This is a genomic window from Oscillatoria nigro-viridis PCC 7112 (genome assembly GCF_000317475.1).
Lineage (GTDB): Bacteria > Cyanobacteriota > Cyanobacteriia > Cyanobacteriales > Microcoleaceae > Microcoleus > Microcoleus nigroviridis.
Window position 1 is genome coordinate 2,387,522 of record NC_019729.1, and the last position, 15,048, is coordinate 2,402,569.

17 protein-coding genes and 1 pseudogene are annotated in these 15,048 nt (G+C 45.8%); 15 read left to right on the top strand and 3 right to left on the bottom strand.

Features of this window, described 5'->3' with window-relative positions; translation table 11 throughout:
- The 9 genes from mraY (at window position 1) to OSC7112_RS10240 (ending at window position 10,344) form a co-directional block, all read left to right on the top strand.
- The gene (mraY, locus tag OSC7112_RS10200) at window positions 1-1,116 is read left to right on the top strand and encodes a phospho-N-acetylmuramoyl-pentapeptide-transferase (protein ID WP_015175823.1); all 1,116 of its coding nucleotides are present in this window, start codon (window positions 1-3) and stop codon (window positions 1,114-1,116) included.
- A 175-nt stretch (window positions 1,117-1,291) separates the two neighbouring features.
- A complete protein-coding gene (locus OSC7112_RS10205) occupies window positions 1,292-1,999 on the top strand; it encodes a L,D-transpeptidase family protein (RefSeq protein ID WP_015175824.1) in 708 nt (235 codons plus the stop codon).
- A gap of 66 nt (window positions 2,000-2,065) precedes the next feature.
- Window positions 2,066-3,073, top strand: coding sequence for a glycosyltransferase family 2 protein (locus OSC7112_RS10210; protein WP_015175825.1), 1,008 nt, complete (start codon window positions 2,066-2,068; stop codon window positions 3,071-3,073).
- Between the two features lie 499 nt (window positions 3,074-3,572).
- Entirely contained in the window at window positions 3,573-5,432 is a 1,860-nt protein-coding gene (locus tag OSC7112_RS10215; protein ID WP_015175826.1) for an NAD(P)H-quinone oxidoreductase subunit F, read from the top strand.
- Between the two features lie 104 nt (window positions 5,433-5,536).
- The gene (locus OSC7112_RS10220) at window positions 5,537-6,256 is read left to right on the top strand and encodes a carbonic anhydrase (RefSeq protein ID WP_015175827.1); all 720 of its coding nucleotides are present in this window, start codon (window positions 5,537-5,539) and stop codon (window positions 6,254-6,256) included.
- A gap of 104 nt (window positions 6,257-6,360) precedes the next feature.
- Entirely contained in the window at window positions 6,361-7,875 is a 1,515-nt protein-coding gene (locus OSC7112_RS10225) for an NADH-quinone oxidoreductase subunit M (RefSeq protein WP_015175828.1), read from the top strand.
- A 194-nt stretch (window positions 7,876-8,069) separates the two neighbouring features.
- Window positions 8,070-8,456: a hypothetical protein gene (locus OSC7112_RS10230; protein ID WP_015175829.1), complete on the top strand. Its 387-nt coding sequence runs from the start codon at window positions 8,070-8,072 to the stop codon at window positions 8,454-8,456.
- A 102-nt stretch (window positions 8,457-8,558) separates the two neighbouring features.
- A complete protein-coding gene (locus OSC7112_RS10235; protein ID WP_015175830.1) occupies window positions 8,559-9,881 on the top strand; it encodes a CO2 hydration protein CupA in 1,323 nt (440 codons plus the stop codon).
- A 256-nt stretch (window positions 9,882-10,137) separates the two neighbouring features.
- A complete protein-coding gene (locus OSC7112_RS10240) occupies window positions 10,138-10,344 on the top strand; it encodes a hypothetical protein (protein WP_015175831.1) in 207 nt (68 codons plus the stop codon).
- Window positions 10,345-10,385: 41 nt separating this feature from the next.
- On the opposite strand, the gene OSC7112_RS10245 is transcribed toward OSC7112_RS10240, so the two are convergent.
- Entirely contained in the window at window positions 10,386-10,856 is a 471-nt protein-coding gene (locus OSC7112_RS10245; protein WP_015175832.1) for a hypothetical protein, read from the bottom strand.
- Between the two features lie 131 nt (window positions 10,857-10,987).
- Between OSC7112_RS10245 and OSC7112_RS10250 the strand changes: the two genes are divergently transcribed.
- The 6 genes and pseudogenes from OSC7112_RS10250 (at window position 10,988) to OSC7112_RS10275 (ending at window position 14,057) form a co-directional block, all read left to right on the top strand.
- Window positions 10,988-11,206 carry a helix-turn-helix domain-containing protein gene (locus OSC7112_RS10250; RefSeq protein ID WP_015175833.1) on the top strand — a complete coding sequence of 73 codons (219 nt, stop codon included), beginning with the start codon at window positions 10,988-10,990 and terminating at the stop codon, window positions 11,204-11,206.
- A 355-nt stretch (window positions 11,207-11,561) separates the two neighbouring features.
- Window positions 11,562-12,773 (top strand): RNA-guided endonuclease InsQ/TnpB family protein, encoded by a 1,212-nt coding sequence (locus OSC7112_RS10255; protein WP_015175834.1) that lies wholly within the window; start codon window positions 11,562-11,564, stop codon window positions 12,771-12,773.
- A gap of 15 nt (window positions 12,774-12,788) precedes the next feature.
- Window positions 12,789-12,911, top strand: a pseudogene (locus OSC7112_RS10260) (helix-turn-helix domain-containing protein); the annotation flags it as partial.
- A gap of 215 nt (window positions 12,912-13,126) precedes the next feature.
- Complete coding sequence (locus tag OSC7112_RS10265) at window positions 13,127-13,339, top strand: helix-turn-helix domain-containing protein (RefSeq protein ID WP_015175835.1); 213 nt, start codon at window positions 13,127-13,129, stop codon at window positions 13,337-13,339.
- 86 nt (window positions 13,340-13,425) lie between these two features.
- Window positions 13,426-13,638, top strand: a complete 213-nt coding sequence (locus OSC7112_RS10270) for a helix-turn-helix domain-containing protein (RefSeq protein ID WP_006631308.1) — start codon at window positions 13,426-13,428, stop codon at window positions 13,636-13,638.
- A gap of 224 nt (window positions 13,639-13,862) precedes the next feature.
- On the top strand, window positions 13,863-14,057 hold the full coding sequence (locus OSC7112_RS10275) for a hypothetical protein (RefSeq protein WP_015175836.1): 195 nt from the start codon (window positions 13,863-13,865) through the stop codon (window positions 14,055-14,057).
- 109 nt (window positions 14,058-14,166) lie between these two features.
- Here the strand turns inward: OSC7112_RS10275 and OSC7112_RS10280 are convergent, their stop codons facing one another.
- On the bottom strand, window positions 14,167-14,508 hold the full coding sequence (locus OSC7112_RS10280) for a hypothetical protein (RefSeq protein WP_015175837.1): 342 nt from the start codon (window positions 14,506-14,508) through the stop codon (window positions 14,167-14,169).
- Between the two features lies 1 nt (window position 14,509).
- Entirely contained in the window at window positions 14,510-14,857 is a 348-nt protein-coding gene (locus OSC7112_RS10285; RefSeq protein ID WP_015175838.1) for a group I truncated hemoglobin, read from the bottom strand.
- Window positions 14,858-15,048 lie beyond the last annotated feature (191 nt).

Below are 15,048 nucleotides of genomic sequence, written 5' to 3' on the forward strand. Positions count from 1 at the left end.
ATGGATAACTTTTTGGATGAGAAAATCCCTTTTAGTCTGCCTTTCAAACTTACAGGCCGGAATTTATTCCTGCTGCTGGGTTTGGGGCTCGGTACTTTAGCGATCGGTTTAGATTTAGCAGCGGGTAGATTTTTAAATTTACCTGCATCGCTATTTATGCCGCTAATTGTTTGTGCTTTAGTTGCGTCGGGGTTGGGCTATGCAGTTGTACCCGTACTCCAGCAACTAAAAGCAGGACAAATAATTCGCGAAGACGGCCCCCAAGCCCATTTGAAAAAAGCGGGAACGCCGACAATGGGAGGCATCTTTTTTGTACCTGCAGGAGTAGCAGTCGCTTTACTTTGGTCTAAGTTTAACTCAGATGTTGTTGCCGTATCGGCTTTAACTTTAGCTTACGGTTTCATTGGCTGGCTCGATGACTGGCAAATTCTGCGACGCAAGTCGAACAAAGGTATTTCACCTCGGATGAAATTGGCTTTGCAAATAAGTTTTGCTGCTCTATTTTGTCTGTGGCTGATGTTTCATCAACCAGCTATTTCTACGAATGTTGCTTTGCCTTTCGGTTGGGTATTGCCCTTAGGTTTGCTGTTCTGGCCGCTGGCGGGTTTTGTGCTAGTTGCCGAAAGCAATGCTACTAATCTTACCGATGGTGTTGACGGGTTGATGGGAGGTTTGGGGGCGATCGCACTTTTGGGATTGGGCGCATCTGTAGCCTCAACTTCGCCAGAATTAATGATATTTTGCGCTTGCATCAGCGGCAGTTGTTTCGGTTTCTTAGCTCACAACCGCAATCCAGCCAAGGTGTTTATGGGCGATACAGGTGCTTTAGCTTTGGGCGGTGCGTTGGGTGCGGTAGCTTTATTAACAAATAGCCTTTGGATATTATTAATTATCAGCGGGATTTTCTTTATTGAAACGCTGTCAGTAATTGCTCAAGTAGGTTATTACAAAGCTACAAAAGGGCCTGATGGAATCGGCAAGCGTCTGTTAAGAATGGCTCCGCTGCACCATCATTTAGAGTTGTGCGGCTGGTTGGAAACTCAGGTTGTTGGCATTTTTTATATAACTAACGGGGTGTTAGTGTTAATGATTTTGATGTTGACTAGCAATAGTTGAGAACGGATTGCGTTACGGATTGCACAGGGGATGTAAGAGATATTTTCTACTATTTGAAAGCAACAGGCTTTCCGGCCTGTTCCACAAGAACTGAATGCAGTTGTGGAACAGGCCGGAAAGCCTGTTTAATGCTCCGAAGTTATAATTTTGAGAATTGATATCCCCAGTTAATGCAATGGAACTCAAAAAAATCAGGGTCAATATTTGGATAACGGTTTCATCTGCAAGCCTTCTCTTGCTAGCTGCTAGCTCAGTTTTTTACTGGAACCTCGTTAGGCTCGGTTATGCTGTTCCAATTCCCTACATTTTAGACGTTTTCTGCTTAAATAACTGTCCGGCTGATGATTTAAATATTTTGCATACCCAATTCCCGCCCGATAATTTATTAAACTACGACAAGTCGCTAATACAAATTTTAGGCGAACCAGATAAGTTAGATAAAAACAGAATTTCCATCCTAGTTGAAAAATCCAAATACAGGCTGACTGTATACGATAGCAAAAAGCCAGTAAAATCTTATCCTGTAGTATTTGGTGGCAATCCCGCAGGTGATAAATTAAAAGCAGGGGATTTGCGGACGCCGGAAGGTGTTTTTAGTATTAAAGATATGTACCCTCACGAAAGTTGGTCAAAGTTTCTGTGGCTTGATTATCCAACCAAACAATCTTGGCGCAAACATATAAAAGCTAAGCAAGATGGTACAATTGGGTGGGGCGACAGTATAGGCAGCGAAGTCGGGATTCACGGCGTTCCTGCTAATTCGGCTAATATTATAAAAAATCGATCGAACTGGACTTTGGGCTGCGTTTCGCTGGAAAATAAAGATGTTGAGGAGTTGTATCAGTTTGTGGAGAAAGGCACAGAAGTAGAAATTATTCGATAAGTTAAGCTGGTATAAAACTTGTTTTTCTGAAGCAACAGGCTTTTCGGCCTGTTCCACAAGAACTTAATGAACAGTGATGTGTTTTTCCCGCAAGTTTCGGTGGTAGTGCCAGTTTACAACGGCGAGGGGGATTTGCCGGATTTAATTGAGTGCCTGCGATCGCAAACTTATCCGCCACACAGAGTAGAATATCTCATAGTAGACAACAACAGCCGCGATCGCACTTCAACCATCCTCCAAACAGCAGCCTCTAACCCCCCCTCAGTCCCCCCCTCAGTAAGTGGGGGAAGCAATTTTAATCGAATAACTATTCGCCACCTCACCGAAAACCAGATTCAAAGTTCTTACGCCGCCCGCAATCAAGGAATTCGCGCATCCACAGGCGAAATTATTGGATTTACCGATGCAGACTGTCGCCCGGAATCTGACTGGCTGGAAAATTTAGTTAAGCCATTTGTTGACTTAGAAGTAGGAATTAGCGCTGGGGAAATACTGGCATTGCCCGGTAAAACTATCTTAGAACAACACGCCGATCGCCAAAATACTTTATCTCAAAAACATACTCTCGCTCACCCTTTTTGTGCTTACGGCCAAACCGCCAACTTAGCTGTACGCAAACAAGTTTTAGAAACAGTAGGTTTGTTTCGCCCTTACCTCACCAGCGGCGGCGATGCTGACTTGTGCTGGCGGATTTTGCGGGAAACATCCTATAAAATGTATTTTGCCGAAAATGCGATCGTCCGACACCGCCACCGTTCTACACTAAAACAGTTGCAAAGTCAATGGTATCGGTACGGCGAATCTAATAAATATTTGCACGAACTCCACGGTGTCGATTTGATGCGAGAATTCACAACAGGGGAATATTTTTACCGGCTGGCTAGGTGGCTGTTAAAGGAATTTCCGGTTGCTGCTGCCAAAAGTGCGTTGGCGAAGCCCTCGAAGAGGATCGGCTCTTCGGATCTGGTAGACTTGTTCGATACGCCGATCGGTCTTTTGAATGTTAGGGCAAGGTCGATGGGGCAGCGCCAAGCCAAACTTCCTTTAGCAGCTTGGGAGATTGAGCGATTTTAATATTTTAGACCATAAGCCTTTCACGGGCGGGTAGGATGCTTAACTCCTACTCCCCACAAAAAAATTGAACTATAAGTGGAACAGCCCCGAAAGCCTGTTCTAAATAAGCCTTTCACGGGCAGGGAGGATGCCCAACCTACTCCCCACAAAAAAATTGAACTATGAGTGGAACAGGCTTTCGGGCCTGTTCCTCAAAATGGTGCAAGATGTGCCATTGACAAATATTCGTTTGTATACAATCCCTGTCTATAAATACCTATAAGTGCAGTTTATTGGTGCATATAGATATGCTGAATCAGAAATATGAGAATTTAAGGTAATCCTTAATATAAAATTAATAAGTCGATTCTGAAGCGCTCGGTTTGACGACCGGAACGAACTCACAGGCAAACCGCCAAATTTTCTTTACTTCTGCATTCTGGCTTTTTAGTGCTGTCGTCAGCGCGATCGGAATTATTCTCAGATTTTTAAATTTTTGTAACCTTTAGATGTAATGCCAATGGCTCAAATCTTACTCCAGACCGTTTGGTTTATACCTTGCTATCCACTCATCGGCGGAGTTCTGTCGATGCTGTGGTTTCCGGCAGTTACCCGCCGCACGGGGCCAAGACCATCCGGTTACGTGAACGCTATATTAACCTTGTTCGCTTTCTTACACGGCGTCATAGCCCTGACAGCTATCTGGAACCAACCGGCACAGCACCAGTTAATTCCCTGGCTGAATGTAGCAGGTTTAGACTTAACCATTCCCGTAGAAATCTCTGCTGTCACCGTCGGCGCGACAGTTTTGGTTACCGGACTGAACTTGCTGGCGCAGATTTATGCTTTCGGTTACATGGAAATGGACTGGGGCTGGGCTCGGTTCTTTTCTCTGATGGGGCTGTTTGAAGCGGGGATGTGCGGCTTGGTACTGTGCAATTCCCTGTTCTTCAGCTACATGATTTTGGAAGTTCTGACTTTGGGTACTTACCTGCTAGTCGGGCTGTGGTTCAATCAGTCTTTGGTGGTGACAGGTGCCCGCGACGCTTTCTTAACGAAGCGGGTGGGTGATTTATTCCTGCTGATGGGAGTAGTCGCAATTCTGCCGCTGGCTGGAACTTGGAATTTTGACGAGTTGGCTGTTTGGGCCCAGACTGCAAAGCTTGACCCCACTGTAGCGACGCTGCTGACTTTAGCTTTGATTGCCGGCCCGATGGGTAAGTGCGCTCAGTTTCCCTTGCACCTGTGGCTGGATGAGGCGATGGAAGGCCCGCTGCCAGCGACGATTTTGCGGAACACCGTAGTTGTGGAAACTGGTGCTTGGATTTTGATTAAGTTGCAGCCGGTGATTGCTTTGTCGCCGATGGGGATGACGATAACTATTATTGTAGGTGCTGCGACGGCGGTTGGTGCTTCATTAATTGCGATCGCCCAAATTGACATCAAGCGCACGCTTTCGTATATAGTCAGCGCTTACATGGGCTTAGTATTTATCGCCGTCGGCACCGGACAAGCCCAGACAGCCCTGACATTGATATTTGCCTACAGCTTGGCAATGGGTTTGCTGGTGATGAGCATCGGTTCGGTAGTTTGGAACAGCATCACTCAGGATGTCCGCTCTCTCGGCGGTTTGTGGGGAAAGCGGCCAATATCGGCAATAGCCTTTATTGTCGGTAGCGCTGGATTGGTTGGACTGCCGCCCTTCGGCTGCTTCTGGGCTTTAGAAGACTTCACATCCGGGCTTTCGCAAACTCACCCTTTCTTGTTAGGAATAGTGCTGTTTGTAAACGGCGTCACTGCTTTTGGGTTGATGCGCGTCTTCGGTTTAGTTTTCGGCGGCAAACCAAAGCAAATGACTGAACGCGCGCCGGAAGTTCACTGGCCTTTTATCTTGCCGATGACTGTTTTAATGGGCTTTACTTTGCACGTTCCGCACTTGCTGGCGGTGTGGCATTTATTGCCGGGGGCAAGTTTGAATTATACCGCAACTGGATTGCTCGTTTTGTCAACGGCGATCGGCATCGGTGCAGGAGCATTTGTTTACCTGAACGAGAAATGGGAAAAACCTGTGCGAATTGGTTCTCAAGCTTTGCAAGACTTTTTTGCCTACGACTTTTACACTGCCAAACTTTACCGGGTGACAGTGATATTTGCAGTCGGTTTAGTTGCTCAAATCATCTCCTGGTTCGATCGCAATATAGTTGACGGATTCGCGAACTTAATCGGTTTTGTAACAGTTTTTGGTGGTCAAAGCCTCAAGTATAACGTTAACGGTCAAACTCAGTTTTATGCCCTAACAATTCTTTTCGGAGTTGCACTTTTGGGACTGCTCATAAGCTGGCCGTTGCTAGTTCGCCTGTCGCTGATTGTGGGCGGGTAAAGAAATATAAGGTTGAAGATTTTAGGTGACCGTTTTAATCTAAAATCTTAAAAACCTGAAGTCTTGAACAAAGATTTCAAACGAGATGCAACAAGGCAACATCAATGAACTCAAACCACAGACCATTCAATCTTTCCCGGCGCAATTCCCTCAAATTTGTCGCAGGAGCCATTGGTACAGGGATACTCGCGGCAGGAGCAGGCGCTGATTTGGCAGCACCCGAACCGGCAATTGCTCAAAATGACTTGACTCCCGATGCAGCTCTGAAACAGTTAATGGACGGGAACAAACGGTTTGTTGAGAGCAAACGCCAAAATCCCCACCAAGACTTTGGGCGCCTCACCGAAGTTGCCCAAACTCAAAAACCCTTTGCTGCTATTCTCGGCTGTGCAGATTCCCGCTTTCCTTCCGAGATTATCTTCGATCAAGGATTGGGAGATTTATTTGTCTGTCGGGTGGCCGGAAATGTTGTTACCTCAGAAGAAATGGGCAGCCTGGAATTTGGCACGCTGGTACTGGGAGCAAAAGTGCTTGTGGTAGTAGGGCATGAAAGGTGCGGTGCGGTAGACGCAACAATCAAAGGAGCTCAAGTTCCCGGTCAAATTGGCAGTTTGATCGACGCCATTAAGCCGGCTGTAGAAAGCTCGAAAAACCAACCTGGCGATAGTCTAGAAAATGCCGTAAAAGCGAATGTTATGTTGCAAGCTAGCAGGCTGAAAGCCTCTCCAGTTATCTCTAAGTTAATTCAAGAGAATAAACTGAAAGTTGTTGGTGGATACTACGATTTAGACACGGGAACCGTCACTATTATTCCTGAGTCGTGATGCAATTTGGGATTGATAATTTGGGAAAACTTAACATCTAAACTCTCAAATTATCGAAGACAAGAGACTGCAAAATTAATTGTTCACTATTCACTTCACACATTATGCTTAGTGCCTTGCTCTGGTTGCCCGCGTTGGGCGCTGCGGTAGTCGGATTCCTGCCCGGAAATATCAATGGGATGCGTCTGCGTTCAATAGCCTCGGCTTTTGCTTCTGCTATTTTCCTGTTGAATATCTGGCTGCTGACTCAATTCGATACAGCCAATTCGGGACTGCAATTTCAAGAATATTTGCCTTGGATTCCACAATTAGGTTTGAGCTACAATTTGGGCATAGACGGCTTGTCCTTGCCGCTGCTGGTTTTAAGTGCTTTGCTGACGCTATTAGTTATTTACGGCACTGGCGAAAAGATGGAGCGCCCCCAGCTTTACTACGCTTTGATTTTGCTAATCAATGCTGGTATTGCCGGAGCTTTGATGTCTCAAAATTTGCTGCTGTTTGTACTGTTTTACGAAGTAGAATTAATTCCTTTTTACCTGTTGATTGCGATTTGGGGCGGAAAGCAGCGGGAATACGCTGCCATGAAGTTTTTGATTTACACGGCAGTTTCGGGACTTTTAGTTTTAGCGGGATTTTTGGGTGTTGCTTGGCTGAGTGGGTCTTTAAATTTCGATTACACTGCGATTACCACTCAAGAATTGCCCTTGAACACGCAATTGATCCTGCTAACAATTGTACTAATTGGGTTGGGAATTAAAATTCCTTTAGTGCCGCTCCACACTTGGCTGCCGGATGCTTACGTCGAAGCTTCGCCAGCAACAGCAATTCTGCTGGGAGGGATTTTGGCGAAGTTGGGAACTTACGGTTTAGTGCGGTTCTGCTTGCAGTTGTTTCCCGAAACTTGGTCAATTGTAGCTCCGGGTTTGGCGATTATCGGGACTGTGAGCGTGATGTACGGTGCTTTGAGCGCGATCGCCCAAAAAGACATCAAGCGCATGGTAGCCTATAGTTCGATCGGGCATATGGGCTACATCCTCGTTGCCTGCGCTGCGGGTACGAAGCTGGCATTAATCGGCGCTGTCGGGCAAATGGTAAGCCACGGCTTGATTTTAGCTTTGCTGTTTTATTTGGTAGGCATCATCGAAACCAAAGTTGGCACGCGGGATTTGGACGTACTCAACGGTTTGATGAACCCGATGCGGGGTTTACCCACTGCCAGTTCCCTGTTAGTTTTGGGCGGCATGGCAAGCGCCGGAATTCCCGGTTTGGTTGGTTTTATTGCCGAATTTTTAGTGTTTCAAGGCAGTTTTTCAATCTTTCCAATTCCAACTTTAGTCTGCATTTTAGCTTCGGGTTTAACAGCAGTTTACTTTGTGATTCTGCTCAACCGCACCTGTTTTGGGAAGTTGGACAATGCCACGGCTTACTACCCTCCAGTTACCTTTGCTGAAAATATGCCGGCGCTGGTTTTGGCGGGCGTCATATTTGTGTTGGGAATTCAACCTGCTTGGCTGCTAAAATGGAGCGAATCTACTACAAATGCGATCGTTGCTACTCTGCCGGCTGACAGAAATACCCAAGTTGCTAAAATAGCTATACTTGGAAAACTCGGATCTTGAAATCGCGTCTACACAAACTTTCTTCCGCGCAACGCGAGACTAAGATAGCTCAGCGATTAAAATAGGTTCTGCACTTCCCTTGCTTCCGCCTGTGCGGACTCACAAATATCTACTCGTTACTAGGCTCTGTATCCAATTTTCATGAAATATTTTGGACGCAGAGCCTCCAGATAAATACCAGGAGATGAGCGCTCATGAAACCGAAAAAACTTTTCAGTGTATCCGCAGTTACAACCCTTCTTTTAGTAGTGGCAACTTCTGCTTTTGCACAAGCTATAACTCGAATTCGTGATTTGCCAGCGTTGAAAACAGGAATTACTATCTCTGGCCGAGTAGTCGGTTTTGGAGAATCTGATGAAAATGAGTGGATTTTAAATGATGGCAGCGGTCAAGTTAGAGTCGATGCCGGCCCGCGCAGGTGGCGCAATATTAATCTATCAGAAGGGGAAACAATTACCGTTGTTGGCGAGATGGATGACGGCGAATTTGATGCTTTTTCGATTACTCTGTCGAACGGCTCAATTATCAACATCCGATCTCCACAAGGCCCGCCGCCTTGGGCTGGAAAAGAGGGAAAATAACTGTAAAAAGCAGCGCTATCTTTCCGAAAAGCCTGAGATTTGGGAAAAGCTTATTCGGGAATTGATAAATAGGCAAATTAATTCAAAAAAAAAGAACAAACAATGGTACAAACTCCTACGAGATCGGCAACTAAACTACCTCCTTCCAAACACGAATTTGCCGAAGTAATTCACAGGCTAGAAGCTGGCGGTGCGATGATTCCAGATACGCCGGAAAATCTGATGCAAATCATAGCTATCTGGAAAGCTTACGCGGTGCCGATGGATTTCTACTGGCGGGATTTGCTTTACATCGCCGAACGGGTATTTTTACACCCGCTTCCCTTCTTTAAATACTTTTTGCCCCAGGAGTATTTAGACTTGCAAAATCACTATGCAGGCGACGGTGCAGATTTGCGGATCTGGCGCGGGACGGGAAGTGTTCACCCGGAACTTTTGGAGTTCATGGAAAAGGGAGAAACTGGTAAACTCCCTCGATTTCTGCACCATTTGTGGCACGATCGCATTAACATGGAATTTGCCGAAGAGTGCATGAGGTCAATGCTTTGGCACCGGGGCTTGTACGTGCCGACCAATCAATTCGATCCTTATTTGGACAGTGACGAATATAAGGCTAATGCCGATCGGGCAATTAAAGCTTACTTCAAAAAAGACCCGTTCATGCTGGCACTGCACAAAGCATTTCCAGAAATGTTTTTAGAACAGTGCCGCCAAATGTCTTATTACAGCAATCTCGGTTTATTCTGGGAAGTCATGGCGCCGGTGTTTTTTGAGGTTTCCGACTTGTACGACGAAGGGAAAGTTACCACAGTCCCGCAGGCGATGGATTTCATAGTAAATGGCATATTTGCGATCGCCGGTCGTCCGATTTACCACCACGTTTACATCGACGGCGAGAAGTACGAAATCATCCCCAAATCTAAGGGTTTTACTTGGCTTTACGAAGCAGCGTTACCTTACGTGGAAGCTGTATTTTACCGCACTTCACCTTTCCGAGGCACCAAATCTTACAACGCTCAAGCTAAGGAAGTTCCTGAGGATCAAAAAGACTTCCACTACGGAGTGCTTTATGCAGACAAATTCCCTGTAGGTACGGCGGGGATTCCGCCGACTTTGCTAGCACAAGATATGCTGCATTTCCTGCCACCTTATTTGATGGATTTCTACAAACAGCGCTGTCGGGGCGAAGATGATATCCTCAATCAAATTGGCGTGACATTTCAGCGATCGATGTACTGCGTAACTTCGGCGGTAATTCAAGCTTTGCGGACTGCTCTTTTGTATCCTTTAGACGACCCGAATCCGAAGCATTTGAAGGCAAATCGGGCTTTCTTTGAGGCTCAGCTCGATCGCTTCTGTCGCCCGGAATACGGCATGAAATATGCGGCGAAGCTCAAGAATATTCAGACTTCGGATTACAGGTAAAAGATGTTGGCGGTAGACATCTTACCTGAAAAGTCCGCCAGTCCGTTAGTCCGCCAGGGGTTGAAACCCCTGGCTCAAAGCTCAAGTCGGTTTCAAGCGACTGGAAAAAATGAGAGCTGTTTAATCAGTTTCAAAAGTAGTATAATATTAGATTAATTCGGATCGTAATTATTCATCTCTCTCTCTCTTCTCTTCCTCTGCGTTCTCTGCGTTCTCTGCGGTTTAATCATTCCGATCTAAAAAATAACCAATAACTATGGACAGCAAAGATCTAGCCAAATATATCGAAGCAAAGGACGGGATATCCAAACCTTGGCTGTTGGTGCAACTGCGGCTGAAAAAATTGCAAGAAAGGCGATCGGACATTTCTGCTGAAGAGTATATGACAGAACTTACCGACATTCACAAAGATTTAATGAATCTGGGGGAATGGTGGCTGGGAATCGAGGATGAAGTGTTTTAAAATTTAATTGAAAGTTCAACTAGGATTAAGTCGATCGCACTTTAAAATTTTTCCATCAAATCTTTTTCTAGGGCGTAGACATCTCGTAGCTGTTGCAGCGCCGCCCCAGAAATGACCGATTTAACAGTAGCTACGAGTTGCCCCCACTCCAGCAAGCTGTCAACTGAAACAGCTTTTTTGAACTTGTACGTGTAGAATTTAGTCCAAAATGCTGGTGCTAGCTTGCTTTTCCAGCGTTTGTACCATCTGCCAAAATCTTGAAGTGCGATCGGCTTTACTTGTAAAATAGGGGGAAAATCGGCGTAGCTGACAAACCGACTAATGCCTTTGGCGTGTACGTAAACCATGTAGCGACAGCATTCTATGCGGTAAATCTCGTCTGCTGAGATATTGAACAAGAGTGCAACTGTTTCTTCGTTAACGAATCTCGCCAGCGGATGCAGGATTGGAGATTTGTGGAGAATTTTTGAGCAGGTGAGGGTGCTTGATTTTAGCTGGGATGATGCTATCATGGCTGGTAGACAGCTAGTAACTGTCTATTTAATTTTTGAAGGCGATCGCCCTTAGTTGTCCAGACGTGAGGCGATCGCTTTTTCAGACATCTAATATTAAACGACAGCAGATTGTCATTTGTCAAGTAAGTATGAGCAAAGGCTTGGTGAGGTTGCGGATTCGGGAGTTTGCAGACCAGAACGGCTGGACACTTAAGGAAGTTTCAGATCGATCGGGTGTTGGTTACAGCACCATTAGAAACTACGCCCAATGTCAAGGTATGACAACCGTTAATTTTACCTACTTGCACAGGCTGGCTCGCATTTTCGATATTATGATTGAGGATTTGGTGGAGATTTTAGAGGAGTAGGTCGGTCGGCCACGATATTGACTGATTTTCAGATATCATGGTGAGTCAACCTAAGAATTGCATCAACTCTCAAGCATGGGTTTAGTCAGGCTAAAAATTCTGGAACTAGCGACGGAGAAGGGCTGGACGCTTAAGGAAGTATCCGATCGTTCAGGGGTAATTTATAAATAATACCCTGAAAACCCCGCGACTTTAGTCCGGTGATGAAAGGGACAAGGAGGCTTTAGCCTCCCAGTCTATTTTCTGAGCTCTCAGGATGGCGCTGTCAAGTAAAACCATGTAAATCTTTGTGAACAACTAGAGGAATATTAAGCCGACTCTGGTAGCATAAGACTATCGTGATGAGGTCGAAGTCATGTTAGTTTTTGAGTTGAAAGCATCGGGTAAAAAGCAGCAATTTGACGCTGTAGACGAAGCAATTAGAACGGTGCAGTTCATCCGAAACAAAGCACTGCGGTTTTGGATGGAAAACGAAAAAGTTGATAAATACGCATTGAACAAGTATAGCGCTGTTTTAGCTAAGGAATTTCCGTTTTGCGACGAATTGAACAGCATGGCTCGACAATCTAGCTCAGAAAGAGCGTGGTCGGCGATTTCACGATTTTACGACAACTGTAAAAAGAAAGTCCCAGGAAAAAAAGGATTCCCGCAATTCCAGAAACACAACCGCTCCGTCGAGTACAAGACTACGGGCTGGCGTCTGGCAGACGACAGAAAATCCATTACTTTTACCGACAAGCAAGGAATCGGAAAGCTCAAGTTAAAAGGAACGCGCGACTTACATTTCTCTCAGCGCAGTCAAATCAAACGAGTACGTTTGGTGAGACGGGCAGACGGATATTATGTCCAGTTTTGCATTCAAGTTGACCGTTCTGAAAAGATTGAAATCACGGGTAACACCATCGGGTTAGATGTAGGACTTAAAGAGTTTTACACTGACTCAAATGGCGTTGCAGTTGATAACCCGCGTTTCCTCCGCAAGGGAGAACGCAGGTTGAAGAAATCCCAAAAACGAGTTTCAAAACGAGTCAAGGGTTCACAAAACAGAAAAAAAGCTAGAGCGATTCTAGGGAAGCGCCACCTCAAAATAAGCAGACAGCGTAAAGATTTTGCCGTGAAGTTGGCAAGATGCGTCATCCAGTCTAACGACTGCGTAGTCTACGAAGACTTGAGGATCAAAAATATGGTGAAGAATCACTGTCTGGCAAAATCGATTAACGACGCTTCTTGGTATATGTTCCGAATTTGGCTGGAATATTTTGGCAAAGTATTCGGAAGAATTACGATTGCCGTACCAGCTAACGGAACAAGTCAAGAATGCTCTAGTTGCGGAACAATTGTTAAGAAAAGTCTCTCAACGCGAACCCACGCTTGTCGGTGTGGATGCGTATTAGATCGTGACTGGAACGCAGCTAAAAATATCCTGAGTCGGGGATTGAGTACGGCGGGGCACGTCGGAACTTGGATCTTAGATCCGAACGCTTGTGGAGAATTGACCGCTACCGATGTTGAAGTAATTCTGCACCGGCAAGTTGATTCTGCGAATCAAGAATCTCCTCGGCTTTAGCCAGGAGAGTGTCAAAGCACTGTCAGAAGCTATGCTCGTCGTCCTGAAATGGCAATGGTTGACTTTACTTGCCTGCGGAAATTAGCTCGCACTTTTGATGTGATGATTGAGGATTTGGTTGAGGTTTTGGAGGAATAGGTCGATCGTCCTCGATTTTGCCGTAGTTTCTGATATCATAATAGACGCATCTCTTGATTGTAGGTGTGTACATCTTTTTGGTGTAGATGTGCAGGACTGAGATTATCTGTCCTGATTAGGTTTAATAGACGATCGCCCTTTAGTTTTCCAGCCCGGGGGGCGATCGGCTTTTTAGATGAATTTATTCTAAGGTGTTATAGCACCCATTGTCAAACATGGGTTTAGTAAGAATTAAAGTCAGAGAACTAGCCGCCGAGAAAGGTTGGACATTCAAGGAAGTTTCAGAACGTTCTGGGGTAATGTACAACACTGTCAAGCATTATGCCCGCTGTCCAGGGCTGACAACGGTTGACTTTACTTTGCTGCTGAAATTAGCTCGGACTTTTGATGTGATGATTGAGGATTTGGTTGAGGTTTTGGAGGAATAGCCGATCGACCTTTAGTTGTCTAGACTGGGGGCGATCGCTTTTTCCGATGCAATTATCTTAAAACGCAACTGCATTATTTGTCAAGCATGGGTTTAGTCAGAGTTAAAGTGCGAGAGTTAGCGGCCGAGAGGGGCTGGACATTCAAGGAGGTGGCTGAGCGATCGGGCGTGATCTACAGCACCATAACCAGCTATGCTCGTCGTTCAGAAATATCAATGGTTGACTTTACCGCCCTGTACAAGTTAGCGCGGGCGTTTGATGTGATGATTGAGGACTTGGTGGAGATTATTGAGGAGTAGGCGATCGGCCTTTCCACGTTTCCACTATAAAGTTTTTTGTTGCGTTTTGTCAAGACGCGCTTAAGCATTTTGCATCGCAGCTAAAAGCTCAGCTTAAAGGTGCTAAGATTTAATCGAAGTTGTTAATCTCCCGTTACCTTTGTGACAATCAAGCAATTTGGTTCGGGGCCTCGGATTCATCTGTGGGATTAATCTAAAATCTAAAATCTAAAATCTAAAATTGGATGACTAGAGCCAGTACCGCCATTGGGGTTAGCCCCATCATCAAGGAACTCGTGCAGAAAAAGGCGCTAGCAACCCGACTAACGCTGAAGGAAATCATCTATGTCGGGATGCTGGCGATTGAGGAGTTGGACGAAAAGCGCTTGCAAGAATTGGCTGACAAGGTGCATCAGATGCAGGTGAATGGCGAGATTTGAAGGGTTGAGGGCGATTCCCTACGGTATAGCTACGCAGGCGCGTACTTCGGGTGAAGTCAGGCAAGGGCGCTCCTAGGGAATTCGTCTACTGAAACAAATTCTCATTTTTCTACCAATAAATTGGGGTCTTCTTCTCCTCAACAGGAGCGTTCTCCCATCTAGTATTTGTACCCATGGCGGTACTCTTAGCCCCACACAGTTTGCTCAAATCGACTATGGTGCTATCCGAGCGCTGATAAAAACACAAAGGTGGATCGTTGGATTGAGCATTGGGTGGAGCAAAAGTAGCAGGCATGGAAAAGCGCTCAGAAGACTGCCTCGGCATTGGGGATACTGGAACTTTCATCTCGGTGGTTTGCTCTGAGGGTTTTGCACGGGCTGCGTCGGCCTTTACCATTCCTGAAAGCAGCAGAAATGCCACCGAAAGCAGGAGGAGATTGGAGCGTTTCATATTACTTTTCGACAATCTTGCTTCTGAGACTATTAACAAATGCCAGGACTTCGGCTTTCTCTGGTGGATTGACCCTATTTTTATCGAGAGCTTGGGACACATCATTAGCAAAAGCGTTAAATTCATTGTTCGTGAGACCTCCATCCATTCCACTATGGGAAAGCTTCATAGTCCGCCCTGTATAAACACAAGGCCCCCCTGCAGCTTGGCAGAATTGATCCACTAACAACTGACGCAGCCTCTGTTGTGAGTTTGTGCTCAAGCCAATAAAGTATTTACCAATTACTGGGTCAGCGAATATGAAAGTTGCTGAATCATCAATTACGGCTGCGATCGCGTTGTAGCCCACATTCCGCACCCTCAACTGGCACACACGCAGTTGGGGTGCCCCGTCCGAGTCGATCAGTCGGCTCTAGATGAGTAGAAATACTCTCGCCTGCCGTGTCAGGTGATCGAGCAAGCGATCGATTCAGTTGGAAAATGTACGAGCGTGTAAATTAACAACAAAAACCAATTATCCCCCGTGCGACGCGGAGGATA

What these genes read in the sequence shown, in the direction of transcription:
- OSC7112_RS10230 (WP_015175829.1), top strand. Translation starts at nt 8,070, where the DNA reads ATGAAACCGAAAAAACTTTTCAGTGTATCCGCAGTTACAACCCTTCTT.
- OSC7112_RS10235 (WP_015175830.1), top strand. Translation starts at nt 8,559, where the DNA reads ATGGTACAAACTCCTACGAGATCGGCAACTAAACTACCTCCTTCCAAA.
- OSC7112_RS10275 (WP_015175836.1), top strand. Translation starts at nt 13,863, where the DNA reads ATGACTAGAGCCAGTACCGCCATTGGGGTTAGCCCCATCATCAAGGAA.
- mraY (WP_015175823.1), top strand. Translation starts at nt 1, where the DNA reads ATGGATAACTTTTTGGATGAGAAAATCCCTTTTAGTCTGCCTTTCAAA.
- OSC7112_RS10255 (WP_015175834.1), top strand. Translation starts at nt 11,562, where the DNA reads ATGTTAGTTTTTGAGTTGAAAGCATCGGGTAAAAAGCAGCAATTTGAC.
- OSC7112_RS10240 (WP_015175831.1), top strand. Translation starts at nt 10,138, where the DNA reads ATGGACAGCAAAGATCTAGCCAAATATATCGAAGCAAAGGACGGGATA.
- OSC7112_RS10250 (WP_015175833.1), top strand. Translation starts at nt 10,988, where the DNA reads ATGAGCAAAGGCTTGGTGAGGTTGCGGATTCGGGAGTTTGCAGACCAG.
- OSC7112_RS10270 (WP_006631308.1), top strand. Translation starts at nt 13,426, where the DNA reads ATGGGTTTAGTCAGAGTTAAAGTGCGAGAGTTAGCGGCCGAGAGGGGC.
- OSC7112_RS10265 (WP_015175835.1), top strand. Translation starts at nt 13,127, where the DNA reads ATGGGTTTAGTAAGAATTAAAGTCAGAGAACTAGCCGCCGAGAAAGGT.
- OSC7112_RS10280 (WP_015175837.1), bottom strand. Translation starts at nt 14,508, where the DNA reads ATGAAACGCTCCAATCTCCTCCTGCTTTCGGTGGCATTTCTGCTGCTT.
- OSC7112_RS10205 (WP_015175824.1), top strand. Translation starts at nt 1,292, where the DNA reads ATGGAACTCAAAAAAATCAGGGTCAATATTTGGATAACGGTTTCATCT.
- OSC7112_RS10215 (WP_015175826.1), top strand. Translation starts at nt 3,573, where the DNA reads ATGGCTCAAATCTTACTCCAGACCGTTTGGTTTATACCTTGCTATCCA.
- OSC7112_RS10245 (WP_015175832.1), bottom strand. Translation starts at nt 10,856, where the DNA reads ATGATAGCATCATCCCAGCTAAAATCAAGCACCCTCACCTGCTCAAAA.
- OSC7112_RS10220 (WP_015175827.1), top strand. Translation starts at nt 5,537, where the DNA reads ATGAACTCAAACCACAGACCATTCAATCTTTCCCGGCGCAATTCCCTC.
- OSC7112_RS10225 (WP_015175828.1), top strand. Translation starts at nt 6,361, where the DNA reads ATGCTTAGTGCCTTGCTCTGGTTGCCCGCGTTGGGCGCTGCGGTAGTC.
- OSC7112_RS10210 (WP_015175825.1), top strand. Translation starts at nt 2,066, where the DNA reads ATGAACAGTGATGTGTTTTTCCCGCAAGTTTCGGTGGTAGTGCCAGTT.